At 52.7% G+C, this 17,902-nt stretch carries 15 protein-coding genes, 1 tRNA gene and 1 riboswitch; of the genes, 6 read left to right on the forward strand and 10 right to left on the reverse strand.

All coding sequences use genetic code 11. The features are described 5' to 3' along the window. Window positions 1-11: 11 nt before the first annotated feature. Entirely contained in the window at window positions 12-149 is a 138-nt protein-coding gene (locus DQX05_RS01040) for a paeninodin family lasso peptide (protein WP_119790118.1), read from the reverse strand. A 14-nt stretch (window positions 150-163) separates the two neighbouring features. Continuing rightward, the gene (locus tag DQX05_RS01045) at window positions 164-2,101 is read right to left on the reverse strand and encodes an asparagine synthase-related protein (protein WP_119790120.1); all 1,938 of its coding nucleotides are present in this window, start codon (window positions 2,099-2,101) and stop codon (window positions 164-166) included. Window positions 2,102-2,303: 202 nt separating this feature from the next. On the opposite strand from DQX05_RS01045, the gene DQX05_RS01050 reads away from it, so the two are divergent. After that, entirely contained in the window at window positions 2,304-2,570 is a 267-nt protein-coding gene (locus tag DQX05_RS01050; RefSeq protein ID WP_119790729.1) for an MraY family glycosyltransferase, read from the forward strand. Window positions 2,571-2,930: 360 nt separating this feature from the next. Here DQX05_RS01050 and DQX05_RS01055 read toward each other — a convergent pair whose 3' ends face one another. The 4 genes from DQX05_RS01055 to DQX05_RS01070 all read right to left on the reverse strand — a co-directional run bounded on the left by DQX05_RS01055 (window position 2,931) and on the right by DQX05_RS01070 (window position 9,297). Continuing rightward, the gene (locus DQX05_RS01055; protein WP_182914595.1) at window positions 2,931-3,962 is read right to left on the reverse strand and encodes a ribonucleotide-diphosphate reductase subunit beta; all 1,032 of its coding nucleotides are present in this window, start codon (window positions 3,960-3,962) and stop codon (window positions 2,931-2,933) included. A 154-nt stretch (window positions 3,963-4,116) separates the two neighbouring features. Next, on the reverse strand, window positions 4,117-6,468 hold the full coding sequence (locus DQX05_RS01060; protein ID WP_119790121.1) for a ribonucleoside-diphosphate reductase subunit alpha: 2,352 nt from the start codon (window positions 6,466-6,468) through the stop codon (window positions 4,117-4,119). Window positions 6,469-6,698: 230 nt separating this feature from the next. Beyond that, window positions 6,699-6,974: riboswitch (cobalamin riboswitch) on the reverse strand. Window positions 6,975-7,236: 262 nt separating this feature from the next. Further along, complete coding sequence (gene namA, locus DQX05_RS01065; RefSeq protein WP_119790123.1) at window positions 7,237-8,247, reverse strand: NADPH dehydrogenase NamA; 1,011 nt, start codon at window positions 8,245-8,247, stop codon at window positions 7,237-7,239. A 120-nt stretch (window positions 8,248-8,367) separates the two neighbouring features. Then, window positions 8,368-9,297: an alpha/beta hydrolase gene (locus DQX05_RS01070; protein WP_119790733.1), complete on the reverse strand. Its 930-nt coding sequence runs from the start codon at window positions 9,295-9,297 to the stop codon at window positions 8,368-8,370. A gap of 981 nt (window positions 9,298-10,278) precedes the next feature. Between DQX05_RS01070 and DQX05_RS01075 the strand changes: the two genes are divergently transcribed. The 4 genes from DQX05_RS01075 to DQX05_RS01090 all read left to right on the forward strand — a co-directional run bounded on the left by DQX05_RS01075 (window position 10,279) and on the right by DQX05_RS01090 (window position 14,419). After that, a complete protein-coding gene (locus tag DQX05_RS01075; protein WP_119790125.1) occupies window positions 10,279-10,770 on the forward strand; it encodes a GAF domain-containing protein in 492 nt (163 codons plus the stop codon). A gap of 194 nt (window positions 10,771-10,964) precedes the next feature. After that, complete coding sequence (gene hcp / locus DQX05_RS01080) at window positions 10,965-12,257, forward strand: hydroxylamine reductase (protein WP_119790127.1); 1,293 nt, start codon at window positions 10,965-10,967, stop codon at window positions 12,255-12,257. Window positions 12,258-12,499: 242 nt separating this feature from the next. After that, the gene (locus DQX05_RS01085) at window positions 12,500-14,290 is read left to right on the forward strand and encodes a B12-binding domain-containing radical SAM protein (protein ID WP_119790129.1); all 1,791 of its coding nucleotides are present in this window, start codon (window positions 12,500-12,502) and stop codon (window positions 14,288-14,290) included. Between the two features lie 54 nt (window positions 14,291-14,344). Next, window positions 14,345-14,419, forward strand: a tRNA-Thr gene (locus tag DQX05_RS01090). Window positions 14,420-14,502: 83 nt separating this feature from the next. On the opposite strand, the gene DQX05_RS01095 is transcribed toward DQX05_RS01090, so the two are convergent. From DQX05_RS01095 to DQX05_RS01110, 4 genes are all read right to left on the reverse strand, one after another. Continuing rightward, a complete protein-coding gene (locus DQX05_RS01095; protein WP_119790130.1) occupies window positions 14,503-15,690 on the reverse strand; it encodes a site-specific integrase in 1,188 nt (395 codons plus the stop codon). Window positions 15,691-15,702: 12 nt separating this feature from the next. Beyond that, on the reverse strand, window positions 15,703-16,557 hold the full coding sequence (locus tag DQX05_RS01100; protein WP_119790132.1) for an ImmA/IrrE family metallo-endopeptidase: 855 nt from the start codon (window positions 16,555-16,557) through the stop codon (window positions 15,703-15,705). A 67-nt stretch (window positions 16,558-16,624) separates the two neighbouring features. Beyond that, window positions 16,625-16,948: a hypothetical protein gene (locus DQX05_RS01105; protein ID WP_119790134.1), complete on the reverse strand. Its 324-nt coding sequence runs from the start codon at window positions 16,946-16,948 to the stop codon at window positions 16,625-16,627. Between the two features lie 42 nt (window positions 16,949-16,990). Beyond that, window positions 16,991-17,377, reverse strand: a complete 387-nt coding sequence (locus DQX05_RS01110) for a helix-turn-helix domain-containing protein (protein ID WP_119790135.1) — start codon at window positions 17,375-17,377, stop codon at window positions 16,991-16,993. A gap of 151 nt (window positions 17,378-17,528) precedes the next feature. Between DQX05_RS01110 and DQX05_RS01115 the strand changes: the two genes are divergently transcribed. Further along, a complete protein-coding gene (locus tag DQX05_RS01115; protein ID WP_119790734.1) occupies window positions 17,529-17,771 on the forward strand; it encodes a helix-turn-helix transcriptional regulator in 243 nt (80 codons plus the stop codon). Window positions 17,772-17,902 lie beyond the last annotated feature (131 nt).

Consider the following 17,902-nt stretch of genomic DNA (forward strand, 5'->3'; position numbering starts at 1 on the left):
AAGCCTGTTGTCTAGCTATCCATCGGATCGAAATGCACGTCTTCATCCGGGTCCGGCTGGAAAGCATCCGGCGTAGAGGTACCTGGTCCAGCCATGGTCTGATGCACATCCAACACTTCAAGGGACGGTTTGCTGTACTGCTTTTTCATGGTTACACCTCCTTTCAAGTGATTTTTGACAGGAATTTATGAAAGATGAATCCGCGCATCAGCACGCGGAACTTGAGATCGAACGCAAGCTCCGGGCGCGGGTGATGCCGGATATCGTCCAGCAGCTCCTGAAGCAGGGGGGCATTCAGATAATAAGAGGTTCGCGGATCGCCAATCATCTGTTCAAGATCCCGGATCAATCCATTCCAGTCAGGCATGAGCCTGAACACGCCGTCAGCGCCCTGCACGCCGCGTCTTTTGCGGTTTAATCTTACCTTGTCGGGCAGGTAGCGGGCGGTTGCTCTGCGTATGAGTGAACGGTCGACGCCTTGCTGAACGAACTGTTCATCAGGTACCGACAGACAGAAGCGGACGACCCGCAAATCATTGGTGGGATCCCTGTCCCAGATCTTATGCTTAAGGGAAAGCTTCGTGCCGACCGTTCCGTTAATATTCCAAAAATACAGTTGATTAAAGTGATCCTTGCGGATGTCATACGCATTCTGAGTCGATGATCCCCAGACGTCCATGCCGCAGGCCTTCATGTAGTTGGTTACATTGGTTTTTCTGGCGAAGTCCGGGCTAATCAAGACCGGCAGCGCAGGGTCGCCTCCCGGAGCAAGCAGCGGGGCGAGCCAAGGAAAGCTCTTCTTGCCGACAATTTGAATCACTTTCCAGGGATCCGCCCCAAGCGATTGGCAATAACGTCTGTGCTCCCAGAAGAACGACATCAGACGCCCCTTCCTTAGCAGAGTGGCTTGGTAATCCATGGCGGGCCCCCAGGAAATGGTCCAGTTCCCCCTCTGTCCGGTAAGCATAACCCCGATGTCCCGGGCAGAGGCTTGTTCATAGATTCCTTTAAGCCAAAAAGAGTTCTCGAAAAATTTATACGGCATCTCCAGCGTATCAAGCCATTCGTCTATGACGGAGTAAGGGTTGCTTGACGGATAACTGGATACATTCATCTCGATATTGCCTACATGCTCCACCGTGGACCGTATGTATTCTCTTTCATCCGCAAAACGGTTGCATGAAGTGAAATCGGAAAAGCCTTCGATCGGATAATAGCTGAAGGTATAGAGAGGCTTATTGTTGGCTTTCAACATCGGTGCGGCAAAGCTCACGACTGAACCGGAATCAAGTCCGCCGCTTAGATGTGCTCCGACCTGGCGGAACGTTCTTAACCGGGCTTGAACGGCAGTCTGAAAAACATCCCGGAACGCTTCCTCGTATTCCTCGTTGCTTGTAAGCACAAGCTTCTCAGTATGCTGCAGACGGCAATATTGTTGAAAGTTTACTTTCCCATTGGCAACGAAAATGGAATGCGAAGGGGGGATCTGCTTAATGGATTGATACACGGTAGAGAAGGAATCTACGGCGTCTGTCGTGATCGGGATAGCAAGGAATTGGGAAATCCAGTGTTCGTTCAAATCTCTTTTAATGTGTGGCAGCTTAAGCAGCGGGTCCATGATTGTACAGAATGAGAACAGTTCCGGGGATTGATGAAAGTAAAGGGTCCGTGTTCCGGAAAAATCCCTTGCGCCAAACATCGTGCGATCCCTGCCATCCCAAATGATGAAAGCGAAATCCCCTACGAGACGCTTGGGCATATCATGGCCCCATTTCATATATGCTTGGAGAATAAGCTGGCTGTCCGTTATGGTCTGTCGAGCCTGCTTGGATAGTTGCAGCTGGTCTGTTAATTCGTCCTGATTATCAATAATCGCATCCGAAGTAATGGCGAGTGATGTAACCGGATCATAGTAGGGCAGGACCTCGTTGATGGATTGCGGGGTAATGCACTGCTGGAGGCACCCCAAAAATAAGGAACCGTTACTCCAACTGCTTACATAATCAGCGGGAAAGCGTCGCAACGCATCGATCATTTGTCTGCCAAGTCCGGGGTCCAACTTATCGTGGTGAAGGTGATAAATGCCTGCTACTGCACCCATCGTCGTTCTCCTCCAGATACACGTTATTGTTCTTATTAAAGAACAACATAAGCCGAATTCGTTCGTAATAAGGAACACAAATAAAGAGTAACATCCCTCTTTAAGAATTGTCAACTTCAAAAAATTAGCCTTCCGCATCGGCTTCGTCGATCAGCCGCAGGCGGATAACGAACGGAAAATACATAGGCAGCCCTTGACGAAGATGGCCGGCATTCTCGGCGGCGGGCTGCTTATCCTGTCCATCGGGATGGTGGATGACCGGTACAAGACCCGGCGCAAGGACTTCCCCGCGCTGCCGAAGCTTATCGTGCAGGTAGGGGCCGCCCCTTGGTCTACGCTTCGGGAATCGCTTTCATCGGCTTCAACAGGGTATTTGCGTTATAACAAGCCGCCGGCCAACGTCTTTATGGGTGACGCGGTGGGCGTGCCGATTTTCGACAATATTTTGGTCATCATCCGGCGGATGTAAGACCCCTCTCCCATTCGGTCGCAACGACCTGCGGAAGGTGCAATTCCACATCGTCAAGATCGAGATCCGCAACCAGGATGGCGAGGTCGTCGAGACGATCGGTTAACGGAAGCGAATAAGGCGCTCAGATGCCCTCTGTCTTCTCTGGGAAGATGGTTTTTTCACCAAAAAAAGAGCCGCGCAGGCACGGTGAAATGCGCGTACCGCACGTGGCCTTTGTAAAGGCGGATGATGGTCAGGTTAAAGCGCAAAGCAAGGCCGTTCCGGTCACAGGTGACTGGACGGCCTTGCATTATATCGTTCATATATGCGCTGGCAATAGGGATACATGCGCGGGCGGGTGCCCTGCAACACGCCGGCTTACAGCTCGTCGAAGCCGTTGTCATCGCCGACTTTGCCGTAGTTGCGCGATTTGGCTTCGAAGAAGTCGGTCTTCGTCGAATTGAGTGCCTCGTCGGAGAAAGGCTTAATCCAAGGCATGCAGTTCACGTCAACGCCTTCATAGGCTTTCTCCAGGCCCATCATAGCGAGGCGGCGATTCGCGATATATTTAATGTAATCGCTCAACTCGCGAAGATCGATGCCGCGAATATTGCTGAGCGTATAATGGGCCCAGTTCGTCTCCAACTGCACGGCCCGGTCGATTGTATCGTAGACGAACCGGCGGTTCGCGTCGGTATTCAATTCCGGGAAATCGCGCAGCAGCTGCTTGAACACTTCACCGAAGAAGTAGCAGTGCTGGTTCTCGTCGCGCTGGATGTACGAGATCATCTGGCTCGTCGCCATCATCTTCTGGTCGCGCGCCAAATTATAGAAGAAAGCGAACGTGCTGTAGAAAAATACGCCTTCGAGAATCAGATCGGCGACGAGCGCTTCGAAGAACGTCTGCGGCGTCGAATTGTCCCGGAACGTCTGGTAAATGTCCGCGATGAAGCGGTTGCGCTCGAGCAGCACGGCATCATGCTTCCAATATTCGAAAATATCCTTTTGCTCCTGCTCCGACACGAGCGAGGACAGCACGTAAGAATAAGATTGATTGTGAACGACTTCCTGCTGGGCGATAATGGCCGCAATGGCCTCCAGGGAGGAATCGGTGAAAAACCGCTTCACATCGCCTACGAACATCGTCTGCATCGAATCGAGCACCGCCAGCAGCGAGATATTGATCTTAAAGGCGCGCTGCTCATCAGGCGTCAGGTTCGGAAATTGCTGGGCGTCTTTGGACATCGGAATCTCATCGGCAATCCAATGGTTCAGCAGAAGCACCTTGTACAGCTTGTACATATGCGGCATCCGGATATCGTCCCAGTTCAAGATGCCGGAGCATTCACCCAAAATAATGCGGGTCGATTGGTTCGGCGCCTCGGTATTGAATATTTTTTGCAGTTTCAGCTCGCGATCGAGTAAAGTCATCATTTTCTTCCTTTCCTCACATTATCATCATTCTATCTTCCGCCCGGGGAGGAAGCGGGTCCCGAAGAAGCGGGACTGCTTCCGGACAAGCGAAGCCAGGCGAGAGCGGTCATGCGGCGCTGCTTTACTTCATTTAAGAGCTGCACGCTTCGCACTCCTCTACGGTCAGCGCCTGGCTGCGCACGTAGTAAGTCGATTTCAAGCCGGCCTTCCAGGCATGCAGATGCAGGTTAAGGAAATCGACAGCCCGGATATCCGGACGGACGTACAGGTTGAAGCTCTGGCCTTGGTCGATATGGCGCTGGCGGGCTCCCGCCATGCGGATCGACCAGTTCTGATCGAGGCGGAATGCCGTCTTGTAATACCACATCGTCTTGTCGGACAAGTCCGGCGCCGGATTGGCGATTTTGTACGTGGTCTTCTCCTCATAGCTGAGCAGCTCGTATACCGGATCGATGCTTGCCGTCGAGCCGGCAATGATCGAGGTGGAGCCGTTCGGCGCGATCGCCATCAGCCAGGCGTTGCGCATCCCGTTCGCCTTGACCTCGGCAGCGAGCTCGTTCCACTGCTCGGTCGTCACGAAGCGGACAGGACGCGTTCCGGCCGTATATTCGCGCTGTTCGAAGTAGCGGCCGTTCTCCCATTCGGACTGAGCGAACAGTGGGTAGGCGCCTTTTTCCTTCGCCAGTTCCATGCTTGCCCGAACCGCCAAATAATGAATTCGCTCATATAGAGAGTCGTTGTATTCCACGGCCTCATCCGATTCCCAGGCGATGCCTTCCAGCGCAAGCAGATGATGCAGCCCGAAGGTGCCGAGCCCGATCGCGCGGTAGCGCCGGTTCGTATGCTGGGCTTGCAGCACTTCGATATTGTTGATGTCGATGACATTGTCGAGCATCCGCACTTGGATCGGCACGAGGCGTTCGAGCACGTCGGCCCGCACGGCGCGCGCCAGATGAATCGAGTTGAGGTTGCAGACGACGAAGTCGCCCGGAAGCTTGCTGATGATGATGCGGGCCCGGCCGTCCTCCAGCACCAGCTCTTCCTGCTCAATCGTCGTCGGCGACATATTCTGCATTATCTCGGTGCACAGATTGGAGCAGAAGATCGTGCCATGCGCCTTGTTCGGATTAGCCCGGTTGGCGGTATCCTTGTAGAACATATAAGGCGTTCCGGTCTCGAGCTGAGACTTGAGAATGCGCTTCATGATGTCGATGGCCGGCAGCGTAATGCGCGACAGATGGGGATTCGCCACCGCCTCTGCATACTTCTCGCGGAACTGCCCCTGGCCCGCCTGCTCGTCATAGAAATCTTCCAGTCCTAGCGGACGGCCGTTCCCGTCGGTCCAGCCCATTGTCTTCTTCACTTCATGCGGACAGAATAGATGCCAGTCTTCGCGCTTTTCGACCGCTTCCATGAACAGATCCGGAATACAGACGCCATGGAAAATATCATGCGCGCGCATGCGCTCGTCGCCGTTATTTAATTTGAGATCGAGGAAGGACAGAATGTCCTTGTGGAACACGTCCAGATAGACGGCAATGGCGCCCTTGCGTGTGCCGAGCTGGTCGACGCTCACCGCAGTATTGTTCAGCTGGCGGATCCAAGGAATGACGCCGGAGCTCGTATTTTTATGGCCGCGAATATCGGAGCCGCGCGCCCGTACCTTGCCGAGATAGACGCCGATGCCGCCGCCCATCTTGCTCAGCCGCGCCACGTCGGTGTTCGAATCGAAGATGCCTTCCAGAGAGTCGTCCACCGTATCGATGAAGCAGCTCGACAACTGGCCGGCGACCTTCTTGCCCGCGTTCGCCATCGTCGGCGTCGCGGCGGTCATATAAAGATTGCTCATCGCCCAATATGCTTCCTTGGCCAGCTCAACCCGGCGCTCCTCCGGTTCCTGATGCATCAGGTACATGGCGATGATCATATAGCGCTCCTGCGGCAGCTCCATCGTGCGTCCTTCGAAATCAACGGCCAAATACCGCTCCGCGAGGGTAAGCAGCCCGATATAGTCGAACAACTCGTCGCAGGCCGGATCGATCGCCTGGCCCAGCTCGCGAATCTGATCGGGCGTGTAGGCCTCCAGCAGCTCCTGTCGGTAGATGCCGATATCGGCCAGTTGCTTAATCAACTTGTAGAAGTCACCGTACGGGCGATCGGCGTACGCCTTGTAGCTGCGGTGCAAAGCTGCTTCCTTATACAGCTTCGTCAGCAGCGCGCGCGCCGCGACGAACTTCCACTGCGGCTCCTCGACGGAGACCAGCTCCAATGCGGTCATGATGCAAGCCTGCGTGATGTCGGATGCCTGAACATGGCTGTGACGAAGCTTGGCCAGGACGCCCCGGTGCCAGCGTTCGCGGTCCAGCTCCGGGTAAGCGCCCATGATGCGCTCGCCATAACGCATGATGCGCTTCGCGTCGAACGCGAGCGAGCGATTATTCGGTTTGTGTACGGTCTGAACGGTATGATTGGTGGTTAGCATCCGTATTCCTCCTCGAAAAAGAGCAATAAAAATAGCCGTCCCTTCGCGAGAACAGCTCAGGACGGCATGGCAAAGCCGTATGTATCCAGGGGCTTCTTATCATGGCGGCTGCGCATCACTAGGACAGGGCGCAGCTCCCCCTGCAACCACGCAGCTGCAATCGCCCGCCGAAGGCGGTAACGCAGCGCAGAGCGCGGCCTGAACACGTTCCCTATTCCGCGTAGGGAAATGAATGTGCTGCGACACAGGCAGGTCTCCTGGCTCGAAGCCGAATACCTCGGCAGCCTTCCCGGGACATTCGTCCCAGTGGACATAGAAAAGGCCGCTCTCTACAGAGCGCCTGTTCTGTCGGGTACTTGCTGCCGGAACGGAGAGGACCGATGCTCCGGAAGCGTGCTTCTTACAGTGGCGGGACCGCGACGGATTCGCACCGTCTTCCCTATTAAGCCGGGGCTCGACGCGCATCGCTTTTGTCGAACCGCAGCACCTGTATCGTTCAATATGTTGTTATACTCATGATAATATACTACAACATATTGGGTAAGTAAATAGGTTTTAAGTGATATTCCTCATAAGAAAACGACAGGATTTGAGGCAATTCCGGGCGCTGTCCGGACCTTAAAAATGTTCGGGAACGGAGAGGTCCGCTCCGGCACTTGAACGGCAGCGGCGGCATGGGTCGAAGATAATGCAAGCAGGCGAGGCCGCTCGTGCGGCCCCGCCTGGAATAAGTGGGGTTCAAGATGCAATGATTATTCTAAAAATGGATTACCAGCCGCGATCATATTGCTTCGGCGGAGCGAGCTCCTGGCGCAATTGCTTCGCAGCCTGACGCGGCCAGTACGGATCCCGCAGCAGCTCGCGGCCGAGGAAGATGAAATCGGCCCGGGCATTGCGCACAATCTCTTCCGCCAAGGACGGTTCGGTAATCAGTCCGACAGCGCCGGTCGCGATGCCGGCCGATTGGCGGATCGCATGCGCATATTGGACCTGATAACCCGGGTACGCTTCGACCGGATGAGGGACGACCCCGCCCGAGCTGCAATCGATCAGATCGACGCCCTGGTCCTTCATGCGCCGCGCATAGTCAATGTATGCCTCGATTGCGTTGCCGCCTTCGGCATATTCGTTGGCCGAGATGCGCACGAACAGCGGCTTCGACCACGTGATGCGCACCGCTTCAATCACTTCGCTCAAGAAGCGGTAGCGGGCGTCAGCGCCGCCGCCGTAGCTGTCGGTCCGTTGGTTCGTCAGCGGGGACAGGAACTGGTTGATCAAATACCCGTGCGCGCCGTGAATCTCGATCACGTCGAACCCGGCTTCCTCCGCCCGCCGCGCGGCGTCGGCGAATGCTTTGATCGTCTTGCGGATGTCCTCCAGCGTCATCTCCTCCGGCGTCTCATAGGCTTCGCTGAAGCGAAGCGCCGAAGGGGCGATAATGCCGGGAACGGTTGCTTTGCGCCCGGCGTGGGCGAGCTGAATCCCGATCTTGCTGCCGTGCGCGTGGACCATGTCGGTCAGGCGGCGGAGCCCGTCTACATGCTCGTCGCTCCAAATGCCCAGATCCTGCGCGCTGATGCGTCCTCCAGGGGTGACGGCGGTCGCCTCGATCATGATCAGGCCGACTTGTCCGACGGCGCGGGACGTATAGTGGACCAGATGCCAATCGTTGACCATCCCGTCCTCATTGTGGCAAGAGTACATGCACATCGGCGACATCACGATACGATTCGGTATCGTCACCCCGCGTAACGTTAGCGGTTCAAATAATTGGGGCATGGCTATCCCTCCAAAGAATCATGTTCGAGATTGTACTTCCCAATCCCATTATACCCCTCCAAGTATGCAGGAAACAAATCGGCCATTCACGTCGAAGGATATCCCTTGCTACAGCAATGATTACGGCGTGTGATTCCGCAGCCAAGAGAGACAGTCAGACGTAACCTCATCCCGGTTCTTCTCATTCAGGAGCTCATGCCGCGCCTCCGGGTATAAAATGCATTCAACCTCGCGGATCCCGAGCTCGCGATACATCTCAGCCAGCCGCCGTACGCCCTTGCCATATTGGCCGACCGGATCGCGGTCGCCGGCAATGAGCATCACCGGCAGCTCCTTCGGTATGGCCTGCATCGTCTCGGGGCGGTGAATCTCCCGCAGCATTCCGAACAAGTCCCGGTAAAAGCCGATTGTGCTCAAAAATCCGCATTCTGGGTCGGCCACGTACTTATCGACTTCCTGCTCATCCCGGCTCAACCAGTCGAAGGAGGTTCGGCTCGGCCGGAACGTGCGGTTGAAGCCGCCGAATGCCATGTTGTCAATCATTTTGCTGCGGTGGCGGGAGCCGCGAGCGGAGGCAATCAGCTTCGTCATCGCGACTCCGGCGTACAATTCGGGCCCCCGCGGCCCGTTGCTGCCGCACAGAATGACGCCGTTTATTTTACCGCCGTGCTCCGCAATATATTTCTGGGCTAGAAAGGATCCCATGCTGTGCGCGAACAGAAATACCGGCAGCCCGGCCTGCTCAGACTGAATGATCTCGGTCAGTTGCGCCATATTGCGGACCATCCATGTAAAGCCGTCCTCGCCGACATAGCCGAGGTCTTGGGACCGCTCCGCGGTCCGGCCATGCCCGCGGTGGTCGTTGCCGTAGACAACGTAGCCCGCATCCGTCAGCGCTTCGGCGAAGCGGCTGTAGCGTCGGGCCGTCTCGGTCATGCCGTGGGCAATCTGAATGACCCCGCGCACGGGCTGCCCTTCTTCCGGAACCCAGCGGTACACATGGACGCGAACGCCCTCCGGGTCGGTGAACGTGAACGTATTGGATAACATATAGAACGCCTCCCGTAATGGATCGGCGATAAGCTGCGGCCGGCAGCCTATTGCCGGTTCTTCAGGTCCGCTTCTCTCATTGTGCTCAAGGGACCTTATATCATTATCTTCCATTATATCTTCGAACAGGGAGGGAAATCCATGAATCTGATTCGTGCGCATTCTCTGATTTGCGGTTTTTTGGAGTCCCTCTGCTACTTGCCGGATGTCTTTCTCACTCCTTTTGCTTAATATCCCATTCGCTCAGTCTTGTTTTCATTTGTTGTAGCATTACGTCTTCTTTTGTGTAGTCTCCCTGTCGTTCAGGTAACATATATTCCTCGAAACAATACCCTACGCTCAATCTCCCACTCGGTCAGGATGAAACTATCCGTTTGGTCTGAGCCCGCTTGATTCGGAACCGCGTGGTCTGAGCCCGCCTGGTTCAGAACCAATTAGTCTGAAACTGCTTGGTATGAAATCGTTCGTTTCTGAGCGAAGGGGATATCCGTCATAAGAGGGCTAGAGCGGGTTGCTGAGTTTCCTGATCACCGTGAATAAATTGTGATATGAGATATGTGCGGGATCGAGAGGGTTACGGGCTTTTCTGAATAACGGTAGGATCGTTCATAAAGAGGCCATTATGGTCCATAAAAGGCTACTGACTCTCCTGAGCTAAAGGAAGACTGGTCGTAATAGGGACATCATGCGGTACCCGTCCTAAGAGGTATGAACGGTACAGAGATAAGAGGGATGAACTGACAAAGACGAAGAGGTATGAATTGTAAAAAGGCGAATAGGTATGATCTGTACAAAGACGAGTACTGGCTTTCCTGAGCGACGGGAATATTGGTCATAAGAAGCAAATGAATATGGAGAGAAGGTGGAAGAGGATGGTAAGACAGGCGTTGCGGCGCTGACCGCCTCTTCGCGGCAGCCCTCGGATGTGATACGATGGTACATAATGTAACAAGAAATACTATGCAATCAGGAGGCCTGCCGATGTTCGCACCGAGCCAATATTCCGGTCAGCCGGATCAGGATTATCCGCTGCTCCATAAGCAGCTTATCGCCCTAATCGAGGGCGAGCCGAATCTTATCGCCAACCTGGCCAATGCATCGGCCTTGCTCTGGCAAGGCTTGAAGGATATTAACTGGGCCGGATTCTACTTAATGGACGAGTCCAAGGAAGAACTGGTGCTCGGCCCGTTCCAGGGCTTGCCGGCCTGCATCCGCATTCCGTTGGGACGCGGCGTGTGCGGAACCGCCGCCCAGGAGCGGCGAACTCTCGTCGTCCATGACGTTCACGCCTTCCCGGGCCATATCGCCTGCGATGCGGCATCCCGTTCCGAGATCGTCGTCCCGATGATGAAGGACGGACTGCTTGTCGGCGTGCTGGATATCGACAGTCCGGTTACGGACCGGTTCCAGGAGCCGGATCGTGAGGCATTGGAGAAGATGGTTGAGGCCTTGATGAAGGAAGCGGTTTTGTAATCGCATATTGTAATCATATGTGGGCAGCGCGATCTGGAATGGACGCGCTGTTTTTTTGTGACATGAGGCGAGATTATGAAGTTGACGCGATATTCATGATTTTGAAATATTTGTTGTGATCGTACGCACTCGGGGGTGCTTTCCTATTTAGTATGTTGGAAATAGAAAACCAATTTTGACAGGGGGAAGCGCAAATGTTCTGTCATCAATGCGAGCAGACGCCGACGGGCGGCTGCAAGGTTGTCGGAGTGTGCGGCAAGGACGAGACGATTGCCAGTCTACAGGATACGATCGTGTTTGCGTTGAAAGGCATCGCGGCGTATGCGACGCATGCGCGGCAGTTGGGCTATGTCGATGAAGAAGTTGACGCGATTACGCATGAAGCGCTCTATATGACGTTGACTAACTCCAATTTCAACTTACAAGAGCATCTGGACATGGCGATGAAGGTAGGGGGCGCGGCGATCCGCATTATGGATGTGCTGGATCGGGCCCATACGGAGCATTTCGGCGTTCCCGTGCCGGTTACCGTCCCGCAGAACAAGATAGAGGGCAAGTCTATCGTCGTGACAGGGCATAACTTGTATGCACTGGAGGAATTGCTGAAGCAGACGGAGGGCAAGGGCATCAACATTTACACCCATTCCGAGATGCTTCCGGCGCACGGCTACCCGGCATTGAAGAAATATCCGCATTTGAAAGGCAATATCGGCAAAGCCTGGTACGACCAGCGCCGTCTGTTCGAGCAATATCCTGGCGCCATCCTTGCGACGACGAACTGCGTCATGCCGATTAAGGGGACCTATGCTGATCGGTTCTTCTCCTATGACGTGGCGGGGCTCGAGGGCGTGACCAAGATCGTGAACGACGATTTCTCGCCGCTGATCGATCGTGCGCTGGTGCTGCCTGCGGCGGATGTGGAGAGCGAGCTGACATTGACGACGGGATATCACCACGAGACGGTGCTCGGGCTGGCGCCGGAAATTATTCAGGCCGTTAAGGATGGCAAAATCAAGCGGTTCTTCGTCATCGCGGGCTGCGATGCGCCAGGCAAGGGCGGCGAGTATTACCGCGAGCTCGCGACATCACTGCCGAACGATACTGTTATTTTGACGACCTCGTGCGGGAAGTTCCGGTTCAATGATGTCGATTACGGTACGGTGGCGGATACGGGCATTCCGCGTTATATCGATCTGGGGCAGTGCAATAATTCCGGCTCCACGGTCAAGATCGCTGCTGCGCTTGCGGACGCCTTCGGCTGCAGTGTCAACGAACTGCCGGTGTCGATCGTGCTCTCGTGGTTCGAGCAGAAGGCGGTTGCGATTTTGCTTGGCTTGTTCAGTCTGGGCATCCGTGATATTCGCATCGGGCCGAAGCCGCCGGAATTCATCTCGGAAGGCGTGATGAACGTGCTGACCGATCTGTTCGGCCTGAAGCTTATCGGGGATGCGCAGGAAGATATGAAGGCGATGCTCCGTCTTGTCTAGATGGTGAATGGGGTAAAGTATTTATGGAGTTAACCGATTGTGGCGCGGTCCCTGAAGGGGCCGCGTTTTGTTGTTCCGCACGCTTCGCTCCGGCTTCGAAATGCGACGCCATGCCGAAGCTTCTTTTTGCGCCAAATGTGATATCCGCTATAGACTCCCGTGGAGCCTTCCGCTACGGTAAGCAGTGGCATGCCGGGCCGATGACCGGCAAGCACATGTAATCAGCAGAAGGAGCTGCAAGGATGAAGACGATTGTCGCTGCGATCAATGCAAAATATATTCACACCGCGCTGTCGCTGCGCCTGTTGAAGGCATATGCAGAGGATGAATTCGAGATAGATATGGCGGAGTACACGATTAAGGACCCGGTGCTTCATATTGCGGCCGATTTGTATAACCGGAAGCCGGATGTGGTTGGCTTCTCCTGTTATATATGGAATATCGAAGCGACGCTGGCTGTAGCCCGGATCTTGAAGCAGGTGCTGCCCGATGTCCGCATCGTGCTCGGGGGGCCAGAGGTATCCTTCGATCCGGGCTATTTTCTTGGGCGGGAGCCGGCTGTCGATATTGTCGTGATGGGCGAAGGCGAGGCGGTATTCAAAGCGGTGCTCGGCTGCTTCGCCGATGGCCTGCCGGTCGATACGGTGGCGGGCATCGCTTGGCGGGAGGGCAAAGACATCCGCGTCAATCCGCCACAGGCCAAGCTGGACCTGGATCATATGCCGTCTCCATACCGGTTCGAAGCGGATCGGGCCGAGCTCGGGAAGCGCATCGTTTATTTCGAGACGAGCCGCGGCTGTCCGTTCAACTGCCAGTTCTGCCTGTCCAGTACGGAGACGGGAGTCCGCTTTTTCGACAAGGAGCGGGTGAAGGCCGATTTAAAGTATTTGATCCAGGCAGGAGCACGCACCATCAAGTTCCTCGATCGCACGTTCAATATTAACCGCGATTATGCGCTCGATATTTTCCAGTTTTTGATCGATCATCATGACGGCTGCGTGTTCCAATTCGAGATTACCGCCGATATTATGCGGCCGGAGGTGCTGGAGTTCCTGAACAAGGAGGCTCCGCCCGGCATCTTTCGCTTCGAGATCGGCATCCAGTCGACGAATGAGGAGACGAACCGGCTCGTCAAGCGCCGCCAAAATTGGGATAAGCTGTGCCGCACCGTGCGCCTTATTAAGGAGGGCGGCAAAATCGATCAGCATCTCGATTTAATCGCCGGGCTTCCGGGAGAGGACTATGCGTCCTTCAAAAAGACGTTCAATGATGTCTTCGCGCTCCAGCCCGAGGAGCTGCAGCTCGGCTTCCTGAAGCTGCTGCGCGGTACGGGCTTGCGGGCGGATGCCGGCCGGTACGGCTATAAATATATGGAGCAAGCCCCCTATGAAATGCTGGCGAACGATGTCCTCCCGTTCTCGGATGTCCTGCGCATCAAGCGGGTAGAGGATATTTTAGAAAAGTACTGGAATTCGCATCGAGCCGATTATACCGTCAATTATTTGACACAGCGTTCGTTTGCGACGCCGTATGATTTTTTTCAACAGTTCGGAGATGACTGGGCGGAGCAGGGCTGGGAGCGCATCGGCCATCAACTGCATGATCTGTTCCTTCGCCTGGAGCAATTTCTGGAGCGGACGCAGGTGCCGGATCTGGATGTTATTCGCAGTCTGATGCGGTTGGATTATATGCTGCAGCATCGTCACAAGCCGCGCACCCTCTGGTGGACATCCCCGTCGAAGGCGGAGGTCGGGGCTTGGCTGAAGCGGTTAGCGGATGCGCCTGAGCAGCTCCATGCCGGCTTCGGCAGCCTGGAGTTGACCGAGCAGGCGCTGCACAAGCATGCCATGGTTGACCTGTGGCCATGTGATGCTGTCCGCCTGGTGAAGACGGGAGAAGCGGATCGTTCTGTCCCGAGCGCCGTGATCGTTCTCTTTGGCGAGGCGGCTGCTGCGGCGGAACGGCGCCAATTGCCCCGTTGGTATGCTTGCCCTGCGGTTATCAATGGACATGTAATTTATGGAAATGGATAAAAGAGTATTGCAACTTTTCGTCGATTTCTTTATAATAATATTCGTTGTTAAACTGCTGGTGTAGCTCAGGGGTAGAGCAACGCACTCGTAATGCGTAGGTCGGGGGTTCAATTCCCTTCACCAGCACCACTTACATGTCGATAACGGCGCGGCTTCCGGGGTTTCGGGGGCCGCGCTATTTTTCTGGTTTTGCATGCTCATCTACCGATCATCTACCCTTTATCGAGATAAAGCGGCTTTTTCTCCTCAATTTGCTGTCCAGTGATTGAATCTCCGACATTGCGAAGGACCGCCTCTTGCAAGTTCGGCAATACGTGAGAATATGTGTCGAGAGTAACATTTATCGACGAGTGGCCGAGTCTCTCCTGGACAATTTTTGGATGAATGCCAGCTTTGAGCAGCAGAGTTGCATGAGTATGGCGAAGATCATGGAAACGAATTTTTGGAAAGTCGGGGCATGCCTTCTGAATTTTCTTTATGATTCTGTAGTAATTCCGCATTAAATTCCTTTGATTAACGGGAGTCCCCTTTGCGGTTTGAATAACGAGTCCATGATCATCGTATAGATGCTTTAAAGCGTTTTGTTCAGCTCGTTGCTTTCTTAGATGCCGTTCTAATAATTCAACTGTTTTCGGGAAAAGTGCTATGGATCGGACGCTGCTATCATTTTTGGTATCATCTAAGTCGTACCCGTCTTCGGCTAAAGTGTATGCTTGTCGTACTGATGCGATCTTTGTGGTCAAGTCAATATCCTCGCGAGCTAATCCGAGTATTTCAGACTTTCTCATCCCCGTCGACGCCGCAAGCTCAAAAGCCATAAAATACTGATCATCTGCTGCCGTCTCAAGAAAAATCCGGAGTTGTTCCTCATTCCAAACCTGAAATTTTGCCTTCTTGCCTTGAGGTAGTTTGACAACCGTGGCGACATTTTGCGCTATTTTTCCCCATTGAACAGCCCGGTTGAGAGCATCCAGAATCAATACATGAGCTTTCTTAATCGAGCCTACAGATAGATTACACTTGTTTAATAATGTTTTGTGATAAAACTCATGAAGGTGTTCGGGCCTTAGTTTTATAACTTGAATATTCCCCAATTTAGGGACAATATGAGTTTCCACCAGCCATTGGTACGATTTCCATGTCCCATGTTTAACCTCAGTTTTCTTATCTCGAAGCCATTCTTCCATGATCGTCCCAAATGTTTCTTTACTTGGTTCAATATATGTGCCCTTGTTTATGGAATTGAGAATTTCAGGAAGAGCTTTCTCCGCATCTTTTTTTCGTAAAAAACCACTTTTATTCGGCCCGCTAAACCACTTTTTTTTACGTTTCCCATTTTCATCTGTCATGTCCACGACAATATAATATTTACCCCATTTTGATGCAATATGTCCTCTCATGGTACAGACCTCCTACCAAGCAAATTTTTTAGCTTCTTCAATATCTCGCATTTGCAGCAAAACATTTCGCGCAGACAGTCCATGCCTTTCGGCCAACCGCTTTATTTTGAGAAAGATGTGACCATTCCTACATGCAATATCCTCGGGCCCCACCTGTACACACGACATAACAGGTGGGCTTTCAGGGTTGATTCGCTTGTAGGGACCATCGATCGGAATGAGCAGTTCGTCTTTGCGAGCGTCTTGTTGATCAATGCTGACAATGAGTTGCGAAGGTTCATCAAGATCTCCATATGGATCGAAATAGGCATAAACCTCAGTATGGCCGTTGTGACTCTCCACGGGTGCTCTCGGCGGTCTATATGTAGATGCAATCTTCTGAAACATTCCCTGTAGGCAGCGCCGTTGTATTTGTTCCATACGCTGAGTTGCGAGGTCAACTGGGACCCGGAACTCGTTGGCCAGCATCTCGACGCACCCGTCGAATGACGCTGGAAGGTGAAGTCGTTGAATCATGGAAAGCGGCAGCGCAGCATACAACATGAAGGCATTCGCCTCACATTCTTGGGCCCGGGTAAATTGCTCCGGCATGATGCTTTGATCGCCAGCATGCCGGAGCAAATGGCATAGTTCGTGTAGAAAATCGAGCCATTGTTCTTGTTGGTTGAGCCGTGAGTCGATGTTCACTGAATACATGCCAGGCCTTACTTCGAGAGCCTTACTTCCGACGGGTCCAAAATATAGCCATACGTTCAGGCGAGCAGCCATTTCCTCGATCGTTAGATGGCTGGGGTGAGATACCCCAATACGTCTGTACAAGCTTTCTTGAAACTCTTCAATTTGTGTCATTATGTAGTGCTCAAACATGATTCATCCCTCCATTGATGAGAATATATGTTCGGTTTTGAGGTAAAAAATAAATGCCCGAGGGCACTTAGGTTATCAGTTTTGTCAAAAGATACAGACCACCGGCAATCGAACAAACTAATATCAATATACCCAGCATCTGTGAAATGACTTTAACGTATTGAAAAAAACGTGTTTCTCCATACTTCTCCACATATTTTTCTAATAAACCAACAATCACTCCTAATGCAAAAAGAACAGCGAGTGCAATTACAAGTGGTTTTCCCCACCACTCATTATTATCCCAAAACCCAGCAATCAGAATGTAGAGTAATCCCAGACCTATAATCGTTCTAATCTCTTCACGGAAAAGAATGACTAGTATAAGTATGACTAATAAAACACTTGTCATTTGTACTCCCTCACATTGATTATTTTGTTCCGGTTATATCCTCTATTCACCCTGTCGCTGCCCCGGTTTTCTATCCTTCTGTTGCTCAAGAATAAACTTTAAAAATTGTCGCATCTCAGCTTTTTTCTGCTCTGGGGCGGAAAGGTAATCTTTGAAAAAGGCACCATGCACTTCATTCTTGAGGAGTTCATCAATCTCGGCTTCCTCTGAAGTTGTATTCTTTGGTGATGGATCCTCTGTACGCCCTAATAAATAATCTGTTGTAGTTTCAAGTATATCTGCGATCTTTGAAAGGGTTTCTGTATCCAAATCTCTTTTCCCTGATTCATAATTTCCATATGCCTGTCTAGTGATTCCTAGTTTGTCAGCCATATTTTGATGTGTGAGTTTTTTTTCTAATCGTTTTTGGGCAAGTCTTTCTGATAGCACTTAATTCACCTCACCTATAAGGTAAGTATAACGCAACTTTTTGTTGCCAAACATATACGCAACAAAAAGTTTCTAAAAATCGTTGACAGAAACAAAATGTTGCGTATAATGAATGATATAAGGAAACGAAATGTTGCTTGGGGTGGTGAATATGGGGAGAGATTGGTTACGAAAAATACGAAATGAAAAAGACATGACTCATGAAGAAGTCGCTACTTTAGTTAAAATTAGTAGACAATACTATGGGATGATTGAGTCAGAGGTAAGGGATCCAGGCGTGACCCTTGCGAAACGTATTGGTGCGGTCTTGGGATTTGATTGGACCCTTTTTTTTAAGCATAAGGGAAACGAAACGTTTCCTTTGGATGATTCTCACGCAAAGGAGGTTGTCTAATTGTCCAAAAAAACTTGCCCGCGATGCCAACACAACAAGATCGAAGCAGATGATAACTTCTGCGAAATATGCGGTCTGGACTTGAGAAGGGAAGCCGCCGGTGAAACGACGGCTTTGATCAAAGAACAGCT

The sequence above is a fragment of the Paenibacillus thiaminolyticus genome (assembly GCF_003591545.1).
GTDB lineage: Bacteria > Bacillota > Bacilli > Paenibacillales > Paenibacillaceae > Paenibacillus_B > Paenibacillus_B thiaminolyticus_A.